A 17,997-nucleotide genomic window follows, 5' to 3' on the forward strand; every position below is an offset into this window, starting at 1 on the left:
GAACCTATCCAGTTTAGGCGCAGACGCCCTGGGCGTAGCCAAACGCCTAGGCGGTCTGCACCTGCGCGAGCGGCGGCGGTGCAATGGGCAGCAGTGCGGCCCCGGCCGAAATGGTGTCCGCAGACAGTTCCCAGACGCGCCGAAGGGCGCAGAACTTCCACCAGTGGTGCTTGAGGACCTCGGGGTTGGCCCTGACCGGCCGCACCTCGGTTTCACCGATGGCCACAGCCAGCAGGACAGGGTTGTCGCCATATTTCCAGGGCTCCCAGGTTCCGGCCTCCGGATCCACCAGGCTCTCTTCTGCCTTCATGCCGGCCACCAGCTGCATCACCACTTTGTCATCAAGCGGCTTGACCAGCCCGTCCCGGGTGGTGCCCTTTGTCTTGTAGTCGATCAGGCAAACCCGGCCGTTGATGCGGGCCACGAGGTCCAGGGTGCCGGCGTAGCCTACGGCGTTGTTCCAGACGGTAATCTCCGGGGCGATGGGTTCCACCCGGAAAAGCTCCCACCACTCATCAAAGCGGACGGCGAATGCCTCTTCGCCGTTGGCGGCCAGTGCCTCCCGGGCTTCCTTCATGGCATGCGGGCGGCCCAACGCCCGCAGGGCTACCTGCTCACAGTAGTAATGCACGCGGTCGCCACGCTTGGCGGCCTCGTCCCGGTAGGTTTCCGCAGCCTTGGCGGCGCGGTTGACGGCCTGCTTGATTTTGGCCGGGCTGCCCAGGCAGTCTGCGAGCAGGGGATCCTTGGCCAGGCTGCTGGCCCCCATGTATCCAAACCAGCCGTCCAGCCCGTGCGGCTGCTGGCCGATCACGGTGGTGATGGACGGTACCGAGAAGTGCTCAGAGGTGGACCGGGCGTACATCCGCCCGTATTCCGTGGTGTGGGCAAGAAGTGGAGCAGTCATAACAAAGACTCTTTCACAGGGGGCTGACAGAATGTCCGGGCGCACAAAAAAGGTCCGTTTCCGCTGCAGATGAGCGGAAACGGACCAATATGCGGTGGGCGATACTGGGTTCGAACCAGTGACCTCTTCGGTGTGAACGAAGCGCGCTACCACTGCGCCAATCGCCCTGATGCATTTGAATGGTAGCGGACCTTGCAGGCAATTCGGAAATCGGCTCCGGCCGGCAGTAAAAAGGGCCACCCAACCAGGAACTCGAGCAGGCATCGGACCGGACCAAAAGGCGCGGACCGGCAGGAGGACCTGCACGCCAGCCCGGCCTGAACGTGGCCAAAGGCAGCCAGAGCCGCTTGCCGACGTCGTGAATTACACACCTGTAACTCCTAAAACTCCGCGCCATTGCTGGGAAGCAGCGCCATTGGGTGTTTATGCGGCAGGCGCGATTTGGAGAATCCCGGAACCTCCTATATTGTTTTTACTCGTTGGAAAGCGAGGAAATGCCGGGAACGGCAGCGAATCGGCCCTCCAAAATGCGGACGTAGCTCAGCTGGTAGAGCACCACCTTGCCAAGGTGGATGTCGCGAGTTCGAATCTCGTCGTCCGCTCGCAGGACACTGTCACGGCAAAGGTTCTTTTGAATCGGCGCTTACACGGTGGGTTGGCCGAGAGGCGAGGCAGCGGCCTGCAAAGCCGTATACACGGGTTCGAATCCCGTACCCACCTCGGTGAAAACCATGGTTTCCGGTGTGTTCCGGATAAACATGGGCGATTGGCGCAGCGGTAGCGCGCTTCCCTGACACGGAAGAGGTCACTGGTTCGATCCCAGTATCGCCCACCAAGCAAGGAAACTTGCTTCATGCAGTTCGACCGGCCCCGGCCGGAGCGTACTTCATATGCGGACGTAGCTCAGCTGGTAGAGCACCACCTTGCCAAGGTGGATGTCGCGAGTTCGAATCTCGTCGTCCGCTCTCTTACTCCTTACAATCCCATAAGCCGGGCTTCCGGTTCCGGGCGATTGGCGCAGCGGTAGCGCGCTTCCCTGACACGGAAGAGGTCACTGGTTCGATCCCAGTATCGCCCACATTCAGCAGCTCCCCGGAGCTGCTTTTTTCTTGCCCTGCGGCCATTGCCCCGCACTGGAGCAGCGGCGCTATCCGCTGCAGGCGAACGCCCAAAGCCCCTGATTTCCTTGGCACGGCACCGCCTGCGGCGCTAGGATCGATTGCGGAGGAGCGACCTGGCTCCGCGATTGAAGGGAGGTGCTCGTGGGACTGATTGGCGACCTAAAGGGCAAGGCTCAGGGTCTTATCCGCGGTAACGAGCAGGCCATCAAGAACGGCATCACCAAGGCCGGCGATTTTGTCGACACCAAGACCGGAGGCAAGTACTCAGGTCATGTCAACAAGATCCAGCATGGCGCTTCCAAGCTCGTTGACCAGAACGGAACACCGGGCCAGGCACCTGCCCCCGGGCAGGTTCCGCCGGTCAACCCGGTTCCGCCGGTTGACAAGGCTCCGTAAAAAGGATTTGGCCAGGGCTTTGCCCTAGTACGTCAAGGGGGTGCGGGTCCCGCCGGGAGGCGGCACCCGCACCTTTGGCGTTTAAAGCCCCGCCGTCCGGCAGCGGCTCACGCGTTCGGAGCAGGGCCTTCTGTCTATTGAACGGACGACGTCGGCTGGCCGCCCGCGCCGGCGGCCTTAGGACGGTTCGTGGTTCTGCCCCTCCCGGGCCAGGGCAGTGAGGCGGGAGACAGCGCGGAAGTACTTTTTCATGTAGCCGCCGGTCATCATTTCCTCGGTGAAGAGCTGATCGAACGGAACACCGCTGGCCAGGATGGGCACGTCTTTGTCATAGAGCCGGTCAGCCAGCACCACGAACCGAAGTGCCACGGCCTGTTCGGTGATGGTTGCCACGTTGCGCCAGACCACGCCGTCGATCCCGTCGATCAGCTGGCGGTAGCGGCTGGGGTGCACGCCGGCCAGGTGTGCGATGAGAGTGCTGAACTCGTCCTGCGCCACGGTCTTGCCGTCGAACTCCGCTTTCATATGCGCGGACAGCTCGCTGTTCTTCAGGGGCGCCGGGGCCGCCGGCAGTCCTCGGTGGCGGAAGTCCTCCCCATCGATACGGATAACGTCGAACTGGTCGGCGAGGACCTGGATTTCGCGCTGGAAGTCCACAGCGGCGAACCTGCCGTCACCCAGCGAGCCCGGCAGGGTGTTGGACGTGGCCGCGAGTTTCACGCCGGCATCAGCAAGTTCACGCATCAGCCGCGACATCAGAACCGTGTCGCCGGGATCATCGAGCTCAAACTCGTCAATGCAGACGAGCTTGTAGCCGCTCAGCGCGTCCACCGTCTTACGGAAGGACAGGGCGCCTACCAGGTTGGTGTACTCCACGAACGTGCCGAAGGCCTTGGGCCCCGGCGATGCGTGCCACAGGGAGGCCAGCAGGTGCGTTTTCCCCACACCGAACCCCCCGTCCAGGTAGATCCCTGCACGGGATGTGTCCTTCTTCGCGAACAGCTTCTTGAACAGTCCCCCTCCGTCGTTGGCGCCGACGCCGCCGGAAAATCCTTCGAGGGCCCGGACGGCATGGGACTGGCTGGGCTGCTTGGGGTCCGGGCGGTAACTCGCAAAGGAGACCTGGCCGAAGCGCGGCGAGGGAAAGAAACCCTTCAGGAGCTCATCCACCGATACCGACGGAGTTCGGGCGGCAAGCTGTTCGATCTGTACCAAGGTGGTCCATTCTGCTGGTGGTTCGTCCCCAGAAAGGATACCGGCAACCAACCGCCGCACCGGGTGGCGCAGGGCTACCGGCCAGCCAGCGTGACGAAGGCAACATTTCCTCCTGTTAACGGAAAACGGACATCACCAGAGGCGGTGGCTAGGGTGGGAGGAGGCCCCCATGCCGGTCCCGCGGATCAGCCGTGTTCTCGATGAAAGGCAAAGATATGTCCTACCCAGTTGAACAAAACGAGAAGTTCGCCGCCTACGCCCACCCCGAGCGCCTGGTTTCCACTCAATGGCTTGCTACGGCCATCGAAAACGGAGCCGTGGCCAGCGGCCAGCTGATCGTGGTGGAGTCTGACGAAGACGTGCTCCTGTACGAAACCGGACACATCCCCGGCGCCGTGAAGATCGACTGGCACACAGACCTCAACGACGAAGTGACCCGCGACTACGTCGACGGCGCCGCGTTCGCTGAGCTGGCGGCGTCGAAGGGCATCTCCCGCGACAGCACCGTGGTCATCTACGGGGACAAGTCCAACTGGTGGGCTGCCTACGCCCTGTGGGTCTTTACCCTCTTCGGCCACCAGGACGTGCGGCTGCTTGACGGCGGCCGGGACAAGTGGATTGCCGAAGGCAGGGAGCTGACCACGGAGAAGCCGGCTCCGGCCAGGGGCGAGTACCCGGTTGTTGAGCGCGACGACGCTCCGATCCGTGCTTTCAAGGAAGATGTGCTGGCCCACCTGGGCAAGCCGCTCATCGATGTCCGCTCTCCCGAGGAGTACACCGGCCAGCGCACCCACATGCCGGCTTACCCTGAGGAAGGTGCCCTGCGTGGCGGCCACATTCCCACTGCAGCCTCCATTCCGTGGGCGCGGGCGGCCGCTCCCGATGGAACGTACCGCAGCCGCGAAGAACTCGAAGCCCTCTATCTGGGGGAGGCGGGCCTGAGCGAAGGCGATGACGTTGTGGCCTATTGCCGCATCGGCGAGCGTTCCAGCCACACCTGGTTCGCCCTCAAGTACCTCCTGGGTTTTGATTCGGTCCGCAACTACGACGGTTCATGGACCGAGTGGGGCAATGCCGTGCGGGTGCCCATCGCCAAAGGCGCGGAACGGGGATCCTTTCCCGTTGCACTCGGGGTCTGAGGCCGCACCGCCGGCACTACCTGCGTAGACTTGGAATGATGACTACTCAAGCCTTGCCTTCCGCCCTGGCGGCCATTGTGGACGACTTCCAGGCCCTCACCGAGCCGGAGCGCCTGCAGCTGCTGCTCGAGTTCTCCCAGGGACTGCCGGAGCTGCCCGAGCGGCTCCAGGACCACCCCGAGTTGCTCGAGCAGGTGGTGGAGTGCCAGTCCCCGCTGTTCCTGACCATTGAGACGGAACATGGCGGAGGCACGTCCGGCACCGTTCGGCTCTACTTCAAGGCTCCCGCAGAGGCTCCCACTACACGCGGTTTTGCCGGCGTCCTGCATGAGGGCCTGGACGGGCTGTCCGCCGAAGAGATCCTTTCGGTGCCTGACGACATGCCTGAACTGCTGGGCCTTACCCGCGCCATCACCCCGCTGCGGATGCGGGGAATGACGGCAATGCTGGGAAGGATCAAACGCAAGGTCGCCGCTTCGTCCGCTATGCGCTCTTAGCCTCGAAAGCAGCAATGGCTCGCAAAAACGCATCACAGGGAACTCCGGCCACCGCCGTACTGGCGGCGGCCGGGGTTCCCTTTGTGTTGCATCCCTACGCCCACGACCCCTCCGCTGCCAGTTACGGGGTGGAAGCAGCCGAGGTGCTGGGCATTGATCCGTCGAAGGTTTTCAAGACGTTGATGGTCGAGGTGGAGGGCAGGCTGGCGGTCGGAATCGTACCCGTCAGCGGCACCCTGGACCTCAAAGCCTTTGCGTCGTCACTGGGAGCCAAAAAGGCTGCCATGGCCGATCCTGTTGCAGCCCAGCGCCGCACGGGCTATGTGCTGGGTGGCATCTCCCCGCTCGGCCAGCGGCTCCCCTCCCCTACCGTTCTTGATCACAGCGCGCTGGCGCTGGAAACGCTGCTGGTTTCGGGAGGCAAACGGGGCCTGGACATTGAGCTAGCCCCTGCCGACCTTATTCGCCTCACCGATGCAGTCACCGCTCCCATTAGCTCGCTGTCCGCGTCGTAAGACCGCACGGTCAATCGTCCTGCTGCGGATCTAGAATTGTTGCACCGGCACCACTGCAGAGCTATTTTCCATCGCCCACAAGAATCCGTCACCCCATCGGTGACGTGCCTCAAAGGACACGAGACCCTGCCGGGAGACGTCACCTGCAGGCAGGGTCACCCGATCATCTGACTCGACCTCACTCTGGTCGGTCCAGCCATTAGGCGCCTCGCCCCGCGTGGAGCCGCTGTTTACATGGACGAACCTCATGCTCACAACCCTGCTGTGCAAGACAAACCTGGTGCACCACTGGGTGGCCGAAGCGGACGGCGACGGTAACTTCACGCGCCATTGCGTGTACTGCGGAAAACTTGATCGGCACGGCGCCCGGTGGTCAGAGCGTCTCTCTGACCGCGACCGTCCCACCCGCTCCAGCTACACGGACCCCTTCACCCCTCCGGACAGTCCCGGCGGCTACTGAAACCGCTACCGAGCGGTTGCAGGGTTCGCGGCCGTTGCCGCCTCCCCCGCACCTGCCGGTTCCGATCCCAGCCTTATCCCACCCGGGTTCAGGCGGGGCGCAAGCTGCTGCCGCAGCCATGCCTTCACCACGCTCTCCCACCGGGCAGGATCAACGTTCCACTCCTTCGTGTGCCGCGCGTGGTGAAAAGCCTCAAAGGTCACCATTTCCGGATTCCGTTCGGCCAGGATTGCGGACGGCCCGTACGGCACGTACTCGTCGTCCACGCTGTGGATGATCAACGTCGGAGTCCTCAGTTCCACTGCACGCGAAACCCAGTCCATGACCTTCAGGTCCACCGGCGCGGACAGCCCCGTGAGCCGGCGCCCCAGCGGGTGCCCCAGCATGAGCTGGCCGTAGCGGCCAACGAGCGACGGGATTCTATTGATTTGAGCATGGTGGGCGAGCACATTGACCCAGTCGGTGACCGGCGCGTCCAGAACCATGGCCCTGATCAGGTGCCGGTAGCGGGACAGGTCCGCAGTCTGCAGGCAAATGGCACCGCCCATCGACCAGCCGAAGAGGACAATCTCCTCAGCGCCGTTGGCTAGTGCGTATTCAATCGCCGCCTCAATGTCCCGCCATTCCGTGGAACCCAGGCCGTAGCGGCCGTCATCGGCGGATGGGGCCAGCCCGTCATTGCGGTAGGACACCAGAAGGCTGGTGAGTCCCAGCTCCAGCGCGGGCCCGACCGCGCGCAGCGCCTCCTGCCTGCTGGCCCCGCGTCCGTGGACCATCACAGCCCACGTGCGTGCGGTGCCACCGGCGCGAACCAGCCAGGCGGGAGCCTGCCCCCGGTCCACCTCGATCACCACATCCTCGGCCGGAATTCCGGCGGCGGCCGGGTCCGGATACACAGCGCCGCTCCACCAGCCCCAGCGCGCGGCAGTGAGGTCTCCCGCATAGACCGCTTCGACCTCGCGCAGCACCGTACGTTCAGCCGGCGAGTACGAGACGATGCGGCCGATGCGTGCATGCCCCTTGCCGCCGTCGAAATAGAATCCGTACACACCGTCAACAGTGGTGTCCGCATTAGCCGCCAGGATTACCTGCTGCCGCCGGCCGTCGCGGATAACCGCCAGCACTTCCTGGTCCGACGCCCGCTGCCGGGCCGGCGTGATGACGCGGCGGGCGAAATACACGGCCAGGGCCGACGATCCGGTGGCCAGCAGCCCCGCCAGTGCCCCGCCCCCGATGGCGCCGCCAATGGCCCACTTCGTCCGCAGCGACATGCCCGCCCCGGAGTCCGGGATAAGTGGAGCGGGGGCAGGGCGGGTGTGCTGGAAAAGTGCCATGGAACTATTCTTACCGCCCCGGCGCCGGGAGCCCGTATTTCCGGCTGCCCGGCGGGGACTGCCTGCGCGGGCAAAGGAGTGCAGCACCCCAGGCGCGGGACTAGGCTAAGGCCATGAGTGATCCCATCGTCATCCTGACCGAAGAACCCTTGGGGGCGGACGACCGCCTGAACATCGAGCGTCTGGTGGACGGAGCAGACACCCGGCTCGTCGTGCTGGTACCGGCAAACACCGAGCGGCACCTGCTGGTGGACTTCCTCGAAAACCTGTCCCTGCTGGACATTGCCAAGGCGTTCCGGGAACTGACGTCCCACGCTCCGGATCCCGCCACCGAGCGGGCGCAGGCAGCCGAAACGCTGACAGTATCGCTGGCCGCGCTGGCGGGACTGGGCGGCGGCGTCACGGGCGAGGTCGTGGACGGCGGGGCGGTCGAGGGCCTGGTAGCCAAAGTCAAGGAAACCGGCGCCGCGCAGGCCGTGGTGATCACCAGGCCGCATGCAGTTGCAGATACGTTCCACACCGACTGGGCCAATAAGGCACAGGACCAGTTGGGCCTCCCCGTCCTGCACCTGTACGCAGGTTCGGGATTTATCGGCGACTCCTGAGCGTTGACAAGGCTATGAGCATCTTCGGTAACAACATCCTGGGAAACAGCATCTTCGGGAACAAGGCTGCAGATCCGGCGCCCGAGTCCCCCGCAGCTGAACCCGCCGTCCAAAAAAGCGACGCCGAGTGGCGCGAGGAACTCACGCCGGAGGAATACCACGTACTCCGGCAGTCCGGGACGGAGCGTCCCTACACCGGTGAATACTGGGATACCCATACTGCCGGGGTCTACCAGTGCCGGGCGTGCGGTGCCGAACTCTTCACCAGCAATGAGAAGTTCGATTCCCACTGCGGTTGGCCTTCCTTCTGGGCCCCGCTGGCTGAAGGCACGGTCCGGTACATCCACGACCGGACCCTGGGCATGGACCGCGTGGAGGTCCGCTGCGCCACCTGCGATTCCCACCTGGGTCACGTATTCGACGGCGAGGGGTACGGCACGCCCACTGACCAGCGCTACTGCATCAACTCCGTCTCCCTGAAACTCGTCCCTCAGGAAAAACCGCAGGTCAGCGGCCCGGGTACGCAAGCCTGACACTGCTCAACGCTGGACCTACCAGCCGCGCAGTGGGCCCTGAGAACAAGGCTTTCTTAGGCTAAGGCCGTTTTTACATTAGTCCTGCTGGTTGCTTGCTACGCTCACCGTAGATAGCAAGCAACCAGAAAGGCAGCCGACGATGACCGAAACCCTGATCACCGCCCCCACCCGAGTGACCGCGGACAACCAGGACTGGCTTCGGCTTAAGGCCGCAGCCTCTTCCCTCCAGTCTTTGCAGGTGAAGGACGGCTCCATCCCCGAAACCGGCAACCACGGCGAGGCCTCCCAGTACGTGAGCGAGCTGGTGGACGCCGTCCGCGTCCTCGCCCCCGCATTTCCTCATGACGCCGCCTACCTTGACGCAGTCTGCGCGGACTTTTCCAACTGGGAATCCAACGGCTTCAACGTCCCCGACTTCCTGTCTTCGCTCCTGGCCTTCCAGCCGCAGGAACAGCGCCGCGACGGGCTCCAGCACCTTGTGGTCTTTCCGATGTACACCCAGAACGGCAGCAGCAACCGGCTGGTCGAGGCAGTCCTGATCGAGGTGATCTGGCCCGAATTCATCGCCGGACTGGAGGCAGGGGAATACTCGAACAAGCTGTTCGTCCCCATCCGTTTCCTGGACTTCACCGCAGGCTACGACACCAACTCCGCCGTGCTGTTCCCCGAAACCGTTGCCGTGAGTGAAACCCCCACCTTCACCTGGGGCGCCATCTTTGCCGACCGCGAGGCCGCCCGGTTCCGCCGCGTACTCAAGGCTGCCGCCGAGACCACCCGCCTGGAACTTCCCGAAGGAGCCGCGGAACTGCTCGCCGACCAGGACCTGACGGAAGCCACCTTTGTGATGTGGGACCTCATTCACGACCGCACCCACATGCGCGGCGACCTGCCGTTCGATCCGTTCATGATCAAGCAGCGGATGCCCTACTTCCTGTACTCCCTGGAAGAGCTGCGCTGTGACCTGACGGCCTTCCGTGAATCTGTGCGTATCGAGAAGGACGAGGACGCCGATCCGGAAGCCCGCCGCCACGCCAAGCTGGTGCAGTACGCCATCATCTTCGACCGGATTTTCCGCTTTGCCATTACCGGCAGCAGGGTCCGAAACTACGACGGCCTCGGCGGCCAGCTCCTGTTCGCCTGGCTGCACCAGCAGCACGTCCTGCACTGGACCGACACAAGGCTTACTATCGACTGGGATGAAGTGGCCGACGCCGTCATCGCCTTGGGTGCCAGCATCGACGAGCTGTACTGGCGCTCCATCGACCGTCCAAAAACGGCGCACTGGATCGCGGCGTACGAGTTGGTTTCCGCTACCGTTACCCCGAACCCGGCTTCCGTCTGGGCGAAGGGCCCTGAAGCGCTGGCCCTGGCCGGTCCGCCGCGCGGCCTGACGGACCAGGTGCTGGATGACGAGTTCCCGCTGTCCATGTTCTACGAAGCACTGGAGAAGAAGATGCGCCCTGTCATTGACTCAACTGCCGGCATCACCGGAGCTTCCGCACTGTGACAGAAGAGCCGAAAAAGCAAGCAGCGGACGAGGCCTGGACCGGGACGCCCGGGGCCCAGGCACCGCAGCTGAACGTCCTGGTGACCGGCGGCAGTGGAGCGTCCGGCGTCGCCGTCGCCCGGGCGCTTCACGCCGCTGGCCTTCGGGTTTTCACGGTGGGTTCGGACCAGGCGAGGATCGAAACAGCGGCGGAAAAGGCGGGCGACGGCGTCACCGGCCTCGTGTGCGACCTGTCGCGGCTCGACGACGTGCGGCAGTTGGGCAAGGACGTGTCCGCCGCTGCCGGGACGATTGACGCCGTCATCCACCTGGTGGGCGGCTGGCGCGGCGCCACAGGCATCGCCGACCAGACAGACGAGGACTGGGATTTCCTGGAACGCGGCGCCATCACCACGCTCCGGAACGTGTCCCGCGTCTTCTTCGACGATATCGCCGCTTCACGTTCCGGTCGCTTTGCAGTGGTGTCCTCCACCGCCGTGGCCAAACCGGCAGCAGCCGCAGCCAGCTACGTTGCCGCCAAGGCCGCAGCCGAAGCGTGGACCATGGCAATGGCGGACGGCTTCCGCCGGGCCAATGCCCCCGCCGCAAACGGCACGGCCGCCGGCCACACTGCCAACGTCCCGGCCGGGGACGCTGCCGCTGTCGTCCTGGTGGTCAAGGCCCTCGTGGACGATGAGATGCGCCGGAACCACCCGGAGCGGAAGTTCCCCGGCGCAACTGACGTCGAAGACCTTGCCCGCGCCGTCGTCGCCCTTTTTGACACCCCGGCCAGCAGCCTGAACGGCAGCCGGCTCGTGCTGGCCCCCTGAGAGTCCGGTCCCTGCCTGCAAGGCGCCCGACTGTATTTAGACTGAAAGCGTGAGCAAAGCCATGACAACAACAGCAGAAACTGCCGCCGGAACCCGGCTGCACGATCCCACCATCCGCGGATTCGCCTCGGACAACTACTCCGGGGTACATCCGGAGGTCCTCGCGGCCTTGGCCGCCGCCAACGACGGCCACCAGGTTTCCTACGGGGAAGACGACTACACCGCCAGGCTGCAGGAACTGATGGAGGACCACTTCGGGTCCGGCATCGAATGCTTCCCCGTTTTCAACGGAACCGGCGCCAACGTTCTGTCCCTGCAGTCGCTGCTCCCCCGCTGGGGCGCCGTGGTGTGCGCTTCCACCGCCCACATCAACATGGACGAGAACGGCGCGCCGGAACGGATTGGCGGCATCAAGCTCCTGCATGTTCCCACCCCGGACGGCAAACTCACGCCTGAACTGATCGACCGGGAGGCCTGGGGCTGGGGTGACGAGCACCGCGCCCAGCCGCTGGCCGTCTCCATCACCCAGACCACGGAACTCGGAACCTGCTACACGCCGGAAGAGGTGCGGGCCATCGCGGACCACGTACACTCCAAGGGGATGAAGCTGCACATGGACGGCGCCCGCCTGGCCAATGCTGCAGCCCACCTCCAGGTACCGCTGCGGGCCTTCACCCGCGACGCCGGCGTGGACATTCTTTCCTTTGGCGGCACCAAGAACGGCCTGCTGTTCGGTGAAGTCGTGGTGGCGCTGAACCCGGAGGCCGCCCATGGACTGGTGTACCTGCGGAAGATGAACATGCAGCTGGCGTCGAAGATGCGCTTTATGTCGGCCCAGTTCATCGCGCTGCTGGAAGGTGACCTCTGGCTGCGGTCCGCCTCCCACGCCAACGCCATGGCCACCAGGCTCCGCACCGCCGTCGACACCATTGACGGCGTGCAGCCGACGCAGAAAACCGAGTCCAACGGCGTCTTTGCCATCCTGCCCGAGGGCGTGGCGGACCGGCTGCGCAAATCGTTCCGCTTCTACGACTGGAACGAGGCCGCCGGGGAAGTCCGGTGGATGTGTTCATTCGATACCACCGAGGAGGACATTGATGCCTTTGTGGCAGCAATCCGCCATGAGCTTCGCGCTGACGGCAGCAGCCAGTCCAGCTAGACGCCGCCTGGTGACGGCGAGCCTTCCCGCCGTCACCAGCATGGTTGCGTAACCTGCGAAGGTGAACGCACTTGACAAGGTTCCCCCGGAATTTCTCCACGCCTTGGGAACCCTCAGGAAAGCCCAGTGCCGCGGGGAACTCCACCTGGCGGAGATTCCCGCGCCTGCCCGGCTGGCGCCTTTCGCCGTCGCGCTTGGCGCGGAGGTCCTGGCACCGGGGCCGAGCACCGCTACTCCCCTGCATGGCCCGGCCGCGATGGCGCTGGCGGCCGCGTCCGGAACAGCGGACGACGACGAAACAGAGTTGGCCACGGGCCGCTTCATCCTGCTCCACGACCCCGAAGGCTCTGCAGTCTGGGACGGCGAGTTCCGCATCGTCACTTACATCCGGGCCCAGCTGGAGCCGGAAATGGGCAACGACGAGATGCTGGGAACGGTGGCCTGGACGTGGCTGGTGGAGGCGCTGGAGAACCACAAGGCCCCGTACAGGGCCGCCGGCGGCACAGCCACCAGGGTCCTGTCCGAAAGCTTCGGAACACTGGCGGAGCGGCCCGGCTCCATCGACATCGAGCTGCGAGCCTCCTGGACGCCGGCGACGTCGGACGTAACAGCCCACCTCGAAGCCTGGTCTGACATGGTGTGCACTTTCGCCGGCCTGCCGCCACTCCCTGAGGGCGTCACGCCGCTCCCGCACCGGCGCCGGAACTGACCGCATGGCTCGTGGCGGGCCCGGCGAGGACCGAAAGCAGTCCGCAACCGGCCGGCCGGTAAACTAAAGGCATCATGACCCCTAACATTCCGGAAAACACCACGGCCGGCGCTCCGGCTGCTGATACCGCACCCCAGATCACGGTTGAAGGCTTTGACAGCCCTGTCCCCGAAATCGTTGAGCTTGCCTCGCCCCGCGACGGCGTTCCGCTGGTCATCGAAACGCAGGCCGGGCTGGAGCGGTGCGCAGCCGCCATCGCCGCCGGTACCGGTCCAGCGGGCGTCGACGCGGAGCGCGCCTCCGGCTTCCGCTACGGGCAGCGTGCCTTCCTCGTCCAGATCCGCCGCGAGGGCGCCGGGACATGGCTGATCGACCCCGAACCCTTCGACGACCTGGCCATCATCAACGAATCCCTCCGCGGCGTCGAATGGATCCTGCACGCAGCCAGCCAGGACCTGCCCTGCCTGTCCGAACTCGGTATGTGGCCGGACAAGCTCTTTGACACCGAACTCGCCGCCCGCCTGGCAGGCCTGCCCAGGGTAGGCCTTGCCGCCGTTATTGAACAGCTGCTGGGATTCGGCCTGGCCAAGGAACATTCGGCCGCTGACTGGTCCACCCGGCCCCTTCCTGAGCCTTGGCTGCGCTATGCGGCACTGGACGTTGAGGTCCTGACGGAGCTGCGCGAAGAACTCATTGAACTCCTGGAGGCCGACGGCAAGCTGGAGTATGCGCAGCAGGAGTTCGCCGCGATCCTGGATGCCGGACTCGCTCCGCCGCGCGTCGACCCCTGGCGGAAAACGTCCGGCCTTCACCAGATCCGCGACCGGCGGCAGCTGGCCGCAGTCCGCGAGTTGTGGCTGGAACGCGATTCCCTGGCGCAGAAGCGGGACGTGGCCCCCGGAAGGCTCATTCCGGACTCGGCGTTGGTGGCCGCGGCGAAGGCCATGCCGTCCACGGTTCCGCAACTGCTGGGCACCAAGGGCTTCCACGGGCGGGCGGCGCAGCGCGAGGCTCCCCGGTGGCTGCGCTGCATTGCAACAGCCCGGGACCTGGAGGAACTTCCGCCGCTGCACCTGGCCACCAACGCGCCACCGCCGCCACGTGTCTGGGCGGACCGCGATCCCGAGGCTGCTGCACGGCTGGCCACCGCCAGGCCTCTGCTGCAGGAGAAAGCGGACCAGCTGAACCTTCCCCTGGAGAATCTGCTGACCCCTGACTACCTGCGCCGGGTGGCGTGGCGGCCCCCTGCGGAGGTCAGCGAAGAATCAGTAGCAGCGGAACTGCGTGCCCTCGGCGCACGGGCGTGGCAGGTGGACCTTGCCGCGCCGCTGATCACGCACGCCTTCCTCAACCCGCAGCCGCTGCCGCCCAAGGAACCCAAACCGGACGTGGCCGCCGCCGGACAGTAGCCGCCCCATCAGGACTGGGCCGCTTTTGCGGCCCCTTGCGGCTGGTCAATCCTCCTCTTGCGGGCTAAGTTACTCGCGAGTAACATCGGACGTACTGCCGTTCAGCTGCCTGCCGCCCTGCGGCGCGCACTGACGCCTACGTCTCGATGAGGAGTTACACGTGAGCCACAACGGAAGCAGCGCGTCCAACCGCACTGTCCGGGACGTCGTTTTTGTCGACGGCCTCCGCACGCCTTTCGGCCGGGCGGGAGAAAAAGGCATCTATGCCGGCACCCGGGCCGATGACCTGATAGTGAAGTGCCTCCGCGAGCTGCTGCGCCGGAACCCTTCGCTGCCGCCGGCGCGGATCGACGAAGTGGCCATCGCGGCCACCACCCAAAGCGGGGACCAGGGCCTGACCCTCGGACGGACAGCGGCTCTCCTCGCTGGACTCCCCCGGACTGTTCCGGGGTTTGCCATTGACCGCATGTGCGCCGGTGCCATGACGGCCGTCACCTCCACCGCCGGCGGGATCGGTTTTGGCGCGTACGACGTCGTGATCGCCGGCGGTGTCGAGCACATGGGCAACCACCCCATGGGCTCCGGGGCGGACCCGAACCCGCGGTTTATGTCCGAACGGCTCGTTGATCCGGCAGCGCTGAACATGGGCAACACCGCCGAGAACCTGCACGACCGTTTTCCCGCCATCACCAAGGAGCGGACGGATGCTTATGCCGTGGCGTCGCAGAAGAAGTTTGAAGAAGCCCGCCGTGACGGCAAGATCCAGCCGGACCTGGTGCCGGTAGCAACCCTGAAGCCCGGCAAGGGCTGGACCCTGAACACGGTGGACGAGCCGCCGCGCCCAGGCACCACCCTGGCTGACCTCGCCGGCCTCCGCACGCCGTTCCGCGCCCACGGCCGTGTCACCGCAGGAAATGCGGCAGGCCTGAACGACGGCGCCACGGCCGCCATCCTGGCATCGGCCGAAGCCGCCGCCGAGCTGGGGTTGCCGGTCCGGATGCGCTTAGTCAGTTACGCCTACGCCGGAGTTGAGCCCGAGGTGATGGGCATCGGCCCTGTTCCCGCCACGGAGAAGGCCCTGAACAATGCGGGGCTCTCCATCAAGGACATCGGGCTGTTCGAAATCAACGAAGCCTTTGCCGTCCAGGTACTGAGCTTCCTGGAACACTTCGGCATTGCCGACGACGATCCCCGGGTCAACCGCTACGGCGGAGCGATCGCCGTGGGCCACCCCCTGGCGTCCTCCGGAGTGCGGCTCATGAACCAGCTGGCCCGGCAATTCGAGGAAGATCCCTCCGTTCGTTACGGGATCACCACCATGTGCGTTGGACTGGGCATGGGCGCCACCGTGATCTGGGAGAACCCCCACCACGCCGACTACAGCGGAGCCCGGCCAGCGGAATCCGCCACCACCGAAGCCGTTTCCGAAGGAGCAGCATGAGCGCCGCAGATTTCACCAAGCTTGCCGACCTCTTCCCCCATGAAACCGTAACCCACTCCTACGTCCAGGACATCGAACTCCCGGGTCCTGCCGGTAAGCCCGGCCCCGGCAGGTTTGCCCTCATTACGCTGGACAACGGCCTGGACCACTCCAAGCCCACCACGCTGGGGCCCAACACGCTGGTGGAACTGGGCACGGTGCTTGAGGAACTCCGGGAGCGGGCACGCCGGGGCGAGATTGTGGGAGTGGGTGTCACGGGCAAGCCCTACTACCTGGTGGCCGGCGCCGACCTCTCAACGGTCAAGACCCTGGACAAACGCGAGCACGGTTTGTGGATGGCACAGCTGGGCCACGACGTCTACAGCACCCTGGCAAACCTGGGCGTACCCAGCTTCGCCTTCATCAACGGCGCAGCGCTGGGCGGGGGCCTGGAGATTGCCCTCCAGTCCACCTATCGCACAGTCTCCACGGGAGCGGGTGCGCTGGCCCTGCCGGAGGCCTTCATAGGCCTGGTCCCCGGCTGGGGCGGCGTCTACATCCTGCCGCGGCTCATTGGCCCGGAAAATGCCGTGAAGGTCATGATCGAAAACCCCCTGAGCAACAACAGGACCCTCACCGGCCCCGAGGCCTTCGCGCTCGGCATCGCCGACGCCATGTTCGAGCCGGCGGATTTCCTGGAGCAGTCCCTTGCCTGGGCCGCGAAAGTCATCACCGGCGAGGCCGCGGCGGAACGCACCAACGCCGTCGACCCCGCCGATCCGGACACCGCAGCACGCTGGGCGGCTGCCGTAGCTGCGGGGCGGGCACTGGTTGAAGGCAAGACGTCCAACGCAGCACCGGCTCCTGCCAAGGTCCTGGACATCCTCGAAGCCAATCGGACCCTTAGCCAGGCCGAATCCGCGGAATTGGAGTGCGAAATCCTCGCCGAACTCATGCAGACCGACGAGTTCCGCGCCACCGTTTACGCCTTCCTGGACCTCGTCCAAAAGCGGTCCAAGCGCCCGGCCGGCGCCCCGGACCGCAAACTGGCCCGGCCGGTCACCAAGGTTGGCGTTGTCGGTGCCGGCCTGATGGCCAGCCAGCTGGCCCTGCTCTTCGCCCGCCAGCTCAAGGTGCCGGTGGTCATGACAGACATCGACCAGGCCCGGGTGGACAAAGGCGTGGGCTACGTCCACGCCGAAGTGGACAAGCTCCTGGGGAAGAAGCGGATCAGCCAGGACGCTGCAAACCGCACGAAGGCGCTGGTGACAGGTTCCGTTTCCAAGGATGTTTTCGCTGATGCCGACTTCGTGATCGAAGCCGTTTTTGAAGAGCTGAACGTCAAGAAGCAGGTGTTCGCCGAGCTCGAGGCGATTGTTACCCCGGAATGCATTCTGGCCACCAACACGTCCTCGCTGTCCGTTACTGCCATGGCGGAGGACCTCCGGCACCCGGAACGGCTGGTGGGCTTCCACTTTTTCAACCCGGTGGCCGTGATGCCGCTGCTGGAAATCGTCCGCGCCCCGAAGACCGAGGACGCCGTACTGGCCACGGCCTTTGAGCTCGCCAAGGCGTTGAAAAAGACCGGGGTGCTGGTCAAGGATGCCGCCGCGTTCGTTGTCAACAGGATCCTGCTGCGGCTGATGGGTGAAGTAACGGCAGCCTTTGATGAAGGAACCCCGGCTGAGGTGGCGGACAACGCCCTGCGGCCCATGGGACTGCCCATGACGCCTTTCACGCTGGGCGCCATGGTGGGGCTTCCGGTGGCCCAGCACGTCCAGGAGTCGCTGCATGCCGCGTTTGGTGAGCGGTTTACCGTTTCTGCCAACCTGCAGAAACTGATTGACAACGGCGTGAAGAGCCTGTGGGCACCCGGTCCGGACGGCGTACAGGAGATTCCCCGGTCCACGTTGTCACTGATGTCCTTCGGGACCAGCCCCTCCACCGCCGACGAAGTCCTGCGCCGCACCCAGGATGCCCTCGCCGAGGAAATCGGCCTGATGCTGGAGGAGGGGGTGGTGGCCGGGCCGGAAGACATCGACCTCTGCATGATCCTGGGCGCCGGCTGGCCAATGTTCCTGGGCGGCATCACACCCTACCTGGACCGGGTGGGCGCCTCCGAACGGGTCAACGGCAAACGGTTCCTGCCGCCGGGTGTGGCGTCCCGGCCTGCCGGGACGCCAGCGGGCAGGCCGGCCAGCTGAGAGTGGCCTGACCTGGTGGGAGTCCGTTCACAGACGCAAGGGGCTTCGTCCGATT

At 65.2% G+C, this 17,997-nt stretch carries 17 protein-coding genes and 6 tRNA genes; 19 read left to right on the forward strand and 4 right to left on the reverse strand.

Annotation, left to right across the window (positions count from 1 at the left end):
* Positions 1-46: 46 nt before the first annotated feature.
* The gene (locus tag M1D32_RS11405) at positions 47-907 is read right to left on the reverse strand and encodes a cytochrome (RefSeq protein WP_458778798.1); all 861 of its coding nucleotides are present in this window, start codon (positions 905-907) and stop codon (positions 47-49) included.
* Positions 908-1,002: 95 nt separating this feature from the next.
* A tRNA-Val gene (locus tag M1D32_RS11410) sits at positions 1,003-1,074 on the reverse strand.
* A 362-nt stretch (positions 1,075-1,436) separates the two neighbouring features.
* Between M1D32_RS11410 and M1D32_RS11415 the strand changes: the two genes are divergently transcribed.
* The 6 genes from M1D32_RS11415 to M1D32_RS11440 all read left to right on the forward strand — a co-directional run bounded on the left by M1D32_RS11415 (position 1,437) and on the right by M1D32_RS11440 (position 2,424).
* Positions 1,437-1,509 (forward strand) — tRNA-Gly (locus M1D32_RS11415).
* Between the two features lie 47 nt (positions 1,510-1,556).
* Positions 1,557-1,627 (forward strand) — tRNA-Cys (locus M1D32_RS11420).
* Between the two features lie 40 nt (positions 1,628-1,667).
* Positions 1,668-1,742: transfer RNA gene (locus tag M1D32_RS11425), tRNA-Val, on the forward strand.
* A 57-nt stretch (positions 1,743-1,799) separates the two neighbouring features.
* A tRNA-Gly gene (locus M1D32_RS11430) sits at positions 1,800-1,872 on the forward strand.
* Positions 1,873-1,913: 41 nt separating this feature from the next.
* Positions 1,914-1,985: transfer RNA gene (locus M1D32_RS11435), tRNA-Val, on the forward strand.
* 184 nt (positions 1,986-2,169) lie between these two features.
* A complete protein-coding gene (locus M1D32_RS11440) occupies positions 2,170-2,424 on the forward strand; it encodes an antitoxin (protein ID WP_163163188.1) in 255 nt (84 codons plus the stop codon).
* A gap of 177 nt (positions 2,425-2,601) precedes the next feature.
* On the opposite strand, the gene zapE is transcribed toward M1D32_RS11440, so the two are convergent.
* Positions 2,602-3,639, reverse strand: coding sequence for a cell division protein ZapE (zapE, locus tag M1D32_RS11445; protein WP_458778799.1), 1,038 nt, complete (start codon positions 3,637-3,639; stop codon positions 2,602-2,604).
* 215 nt (positions 3,640-3,854) lie between these two features.
* On the opposite strand from zapE, the gene M1D32_RS11450 reads away from it, so the two are divergent.
* The 4 genes from M1D32_RS11450 (at position 3,855) to M1D32_RS11465 (ending at position 6,250) form a co-directional block, all read left to right on the forward strand.
* Positions 3,855-4,778: a sulfurtransferase gene (locus M1D32_RS11450; protein ID WP_458778800.1), complete on the forward strand. Its 924-nt coding sequence runs from the start codon at positions 3,855-3,857 to the stop codon at positions 4,776-4,778.
* Positions 4,779-4,816: 38 nt separating this feature from the next.
* On the forward strand, positions 4,817-5,275 hold the full coding sequence (locus M1D32_RS11455; protein WP_458782172.1) for a SufE family protein: 459 nt from the start codon (positions 4,817-4,819) through the stop codon (positions 5,273-5,275).
* Between the two features lie 14 nt (positions 5,276-5,289).
* Entirely contained in the window at positions 5,290-5,790 is a 501-nt protein-coding gene (ybaK, locus tag M1D32_RS11460; RefSeq protein WP_458778801.1) for a Cys-tRNA(Pro) deacylase, read from the forward strand.
* A 247-nt stretch (positions 5,791-6,037) separates the two neighbouring features.
* Positions 6,038-6,250, forward strand: a complete 213-nt coding sequence (locus M1D32_RS11465; protein WP_458778802.1) for a hypothetical protein — start codon at positions 6,038-6,040, stop codon at positions 6,248-6,250.
* A 5-nt stretch (positions 6,251-6,255) separates the two neighbouring features.
* On the opposite strand, the gene M1D32_RS11470 is transcribed toward M1D32_RS11465, so the two are convergent.
* A complete protein-coding gene (locus M1D32_RS11470) occupies positions 6,256-7,584 on the reverse strand; it encodes an alpha/beta hydrolase family protein (protein ID WP_458778803.1) in 1,329 nt (442 codons plus the stop codon).
* Positions 7,585-7,697: 113 nt separating this feature from the next.
* On the opposite strand from M1D32_RS11470, the gene M1D32_RS11475 reads away from it, so the two are divergent.
* The 9 genes from M1D32_RS11475 (at position 7,698) to M1D32_RS11515 (ending at position 17,942) form a co-directional block, all read left to right on the forward strand.
* A complete protein-coding gene (locus M1D32_RS11475; RefSeq protein WP_458778804.1) occupies positions 7,698-8,189 on the forward strand; it encodes a hypothetical protein in 492 nt (163 codons plus the stop codon).
* A gap of 14 nt (positions 8,190-8,203) precedes the next feature.
* A complete protein-coding gene (msrB, locus tag M1D32_RS11480; protein WP_458778805.1) occupies positions 8,204-8,722 on the forward strand; it encodes a peptide-methionine (R)-S-oxide reductase MsrB in 519 nt (172 codons plus the stop codon).
* 142 nt (positions 8,723-8,864) lie between these two features.
* Positions 8,865-10,232, forward strand: a complete 1,368-nt coding sequence (locus M1D32_RS11485) for a DUF6421 family protein (RefSeq protein WP_458778806.1) — start codon at positions 8,865-8,867, stop codon at positions 10,230-10,232.
* 68 nt (positions 10,233-10,300) lie between these two features.
* Positions 10,301-11,041 carry an SDR family oxidoreductase gene (locus M1D32_RS11490; RefSeq protein WP_458782173.1) on the forward strand — a complete coding sequence of 247 codons (741 nt, stop codon included), beginning with the start codon at positions 10,301-10,303 and terminating at the stop codon, positions 11,039-11,041.
* Positions 11,042-11,102: 61 nt separating this feature from the next.
* Positions 11,103-12,200, forward strand: a complete 1,098-nt coding sequence (locus M1D32_RS11495) for a threonine aldolase family protein (protein ID WP_458782174.1) — start codon at positions 11,103-11,105, stop codon at positions 12,198-12,200.
* Positions 12,201-12,261: 61 nt separating this feature from the next.
* Positions 12,262-12,909, forward strand: a complete 648-nt coding sequence (locus M1D32_RS11500; protein ID WP_458778807.1) for a DUF3000 domain-containing protein — start codon at positions 12,262-12,264, stop codon at positions 12,907-12,909.
* A gap of 74 nt (positions 12,910-12,983) precedes the next feature.
* Entirely contained in the window at positions 12,984-14,318 is a 1,335-nt protein-coding gene (locus tag M1D32_RS11505) for an HRDC domain-containing protein (RefSeq protein WP_458778808.1), read from the forward strand.
* Positions 14,319-14,478: 160 nt separating this feature from the next.
* Positions 14,479-15,759, forward strand: a complete 1,281-nt coding sequence (locus M1D32_RS11510) for a thiolase family protein (RefSeq protein ID WP_458778809.1) — start codon at positions 14,479-14,481, stop codon at positions 15,757-15,759.
* Positions 15,756-17,942: a 3-hydroxyacyl-CoA dehydrogenase NAD-binding domain-containing protein gene (locus tag M1D32_RS11515; protein WP_458778810.1), complete on the forward strand. Its 2,187-nt coding sequence runs from the start codon at positions 15,756-15,758 to the stop codon at positions 17,940-17,942. Before M1D32_RS11510 ends, M1D32_RS11515 begins: the two co-directional genes overlap by 4 nt.
* Positions 17,943-17,997: the final 55 nt, after the last annotated feature.

The sequence above is a fragment of the Arthrobacter sp. D3-16 genome, from assembly GCF_054408515.1.

Excerpts from the sequence above, each read along its gene's own strand:
- M1D32_RS11405 (WP_458778798.1), bottom strand. The coding sequence starts at position 907 with ATGACTGCTCCACTTCTTGCCCACACCACGGAATACGGGCGGATGTAC.
- M1D32_RS11450 (WP_458778800.1), top strand. The coding sequence starts at position 3,855 with ATGTCCTACCCAGTTGAACAAAACGAGAAGTTCGCCGCCTACGCCCAC.
- M1D32_RS11455 (WP_458782172.1), top strand. The coding sequence starts at position 4,817 with ATGACTACTCAAGCCTTGCCTTCCGCCCTGGCGGCCATTGTGGACGAC.
- ybaK (WP_458778801.1), top strand. The coding sequence starts at position 5,290 with ATGGCTCGCAAAAACGCATCACAGGGAACTCCGGCCACCGCCGTACTG.
- M1D32_RS11465 (WP_458778802.1), top strand. The coding sequence starts at position 6,038 with ATGCTCACAACCCTGCTGTGCAAGACAAACCTGGTGCACCACTGGGTG.
- M1D32_RS11470 (WP_458778803.1), bottom strand. The coding sequence starts at position 7,584 with ATGGCACTTTTCCAGCACACCCGCCCTGCCCCCGCTCCACTTATCCCG.
- M1D32_RS11475 (WP_458778804.1), top strand. The coding sequence starts at position 7,698 with ATGAGTGATCCCATCGTCATCCTGACCGAAGAACCCTTGGGGGCGGAC.
- msrB (WP_458778805.1), top strand. The coding sequence starts at position 8,204 with ATGAGCATCTTCGGTAACAACATCCTGGGAAACAGCATCTTCGGGAAC.
- M1D32_RS11485 (WP_458778806.1), top strand. The coding sequence starts at position 8,865 with ATGACCGAAACCCTGATCACCGCCCCCACCCGAGTGACCGCGGACAAC.
- M1D32_RS11495 (WP_458782174.1), top strand. The coding sequence starts at position 11,103 with ATGACAACAACAGCAGAAACTGCCGCCGGAACCCGGCTGCACGATCCC.
- M1D32_RS11505 (WP_458778808.1), top strand. The coding sequence starts at position 12,984 with ATGACCCCTAACATTCCGGAAAACACCACGGCCGGCGCTCCGGCTGCT.
- M1D32_RS11515 (WP_458778810.1), top strand. The coding sequence starts at position 15,756 with ATGAGCGCCGCAGATTTCACCAAGCTTGCCGACCTCTTCCCCCATGAA.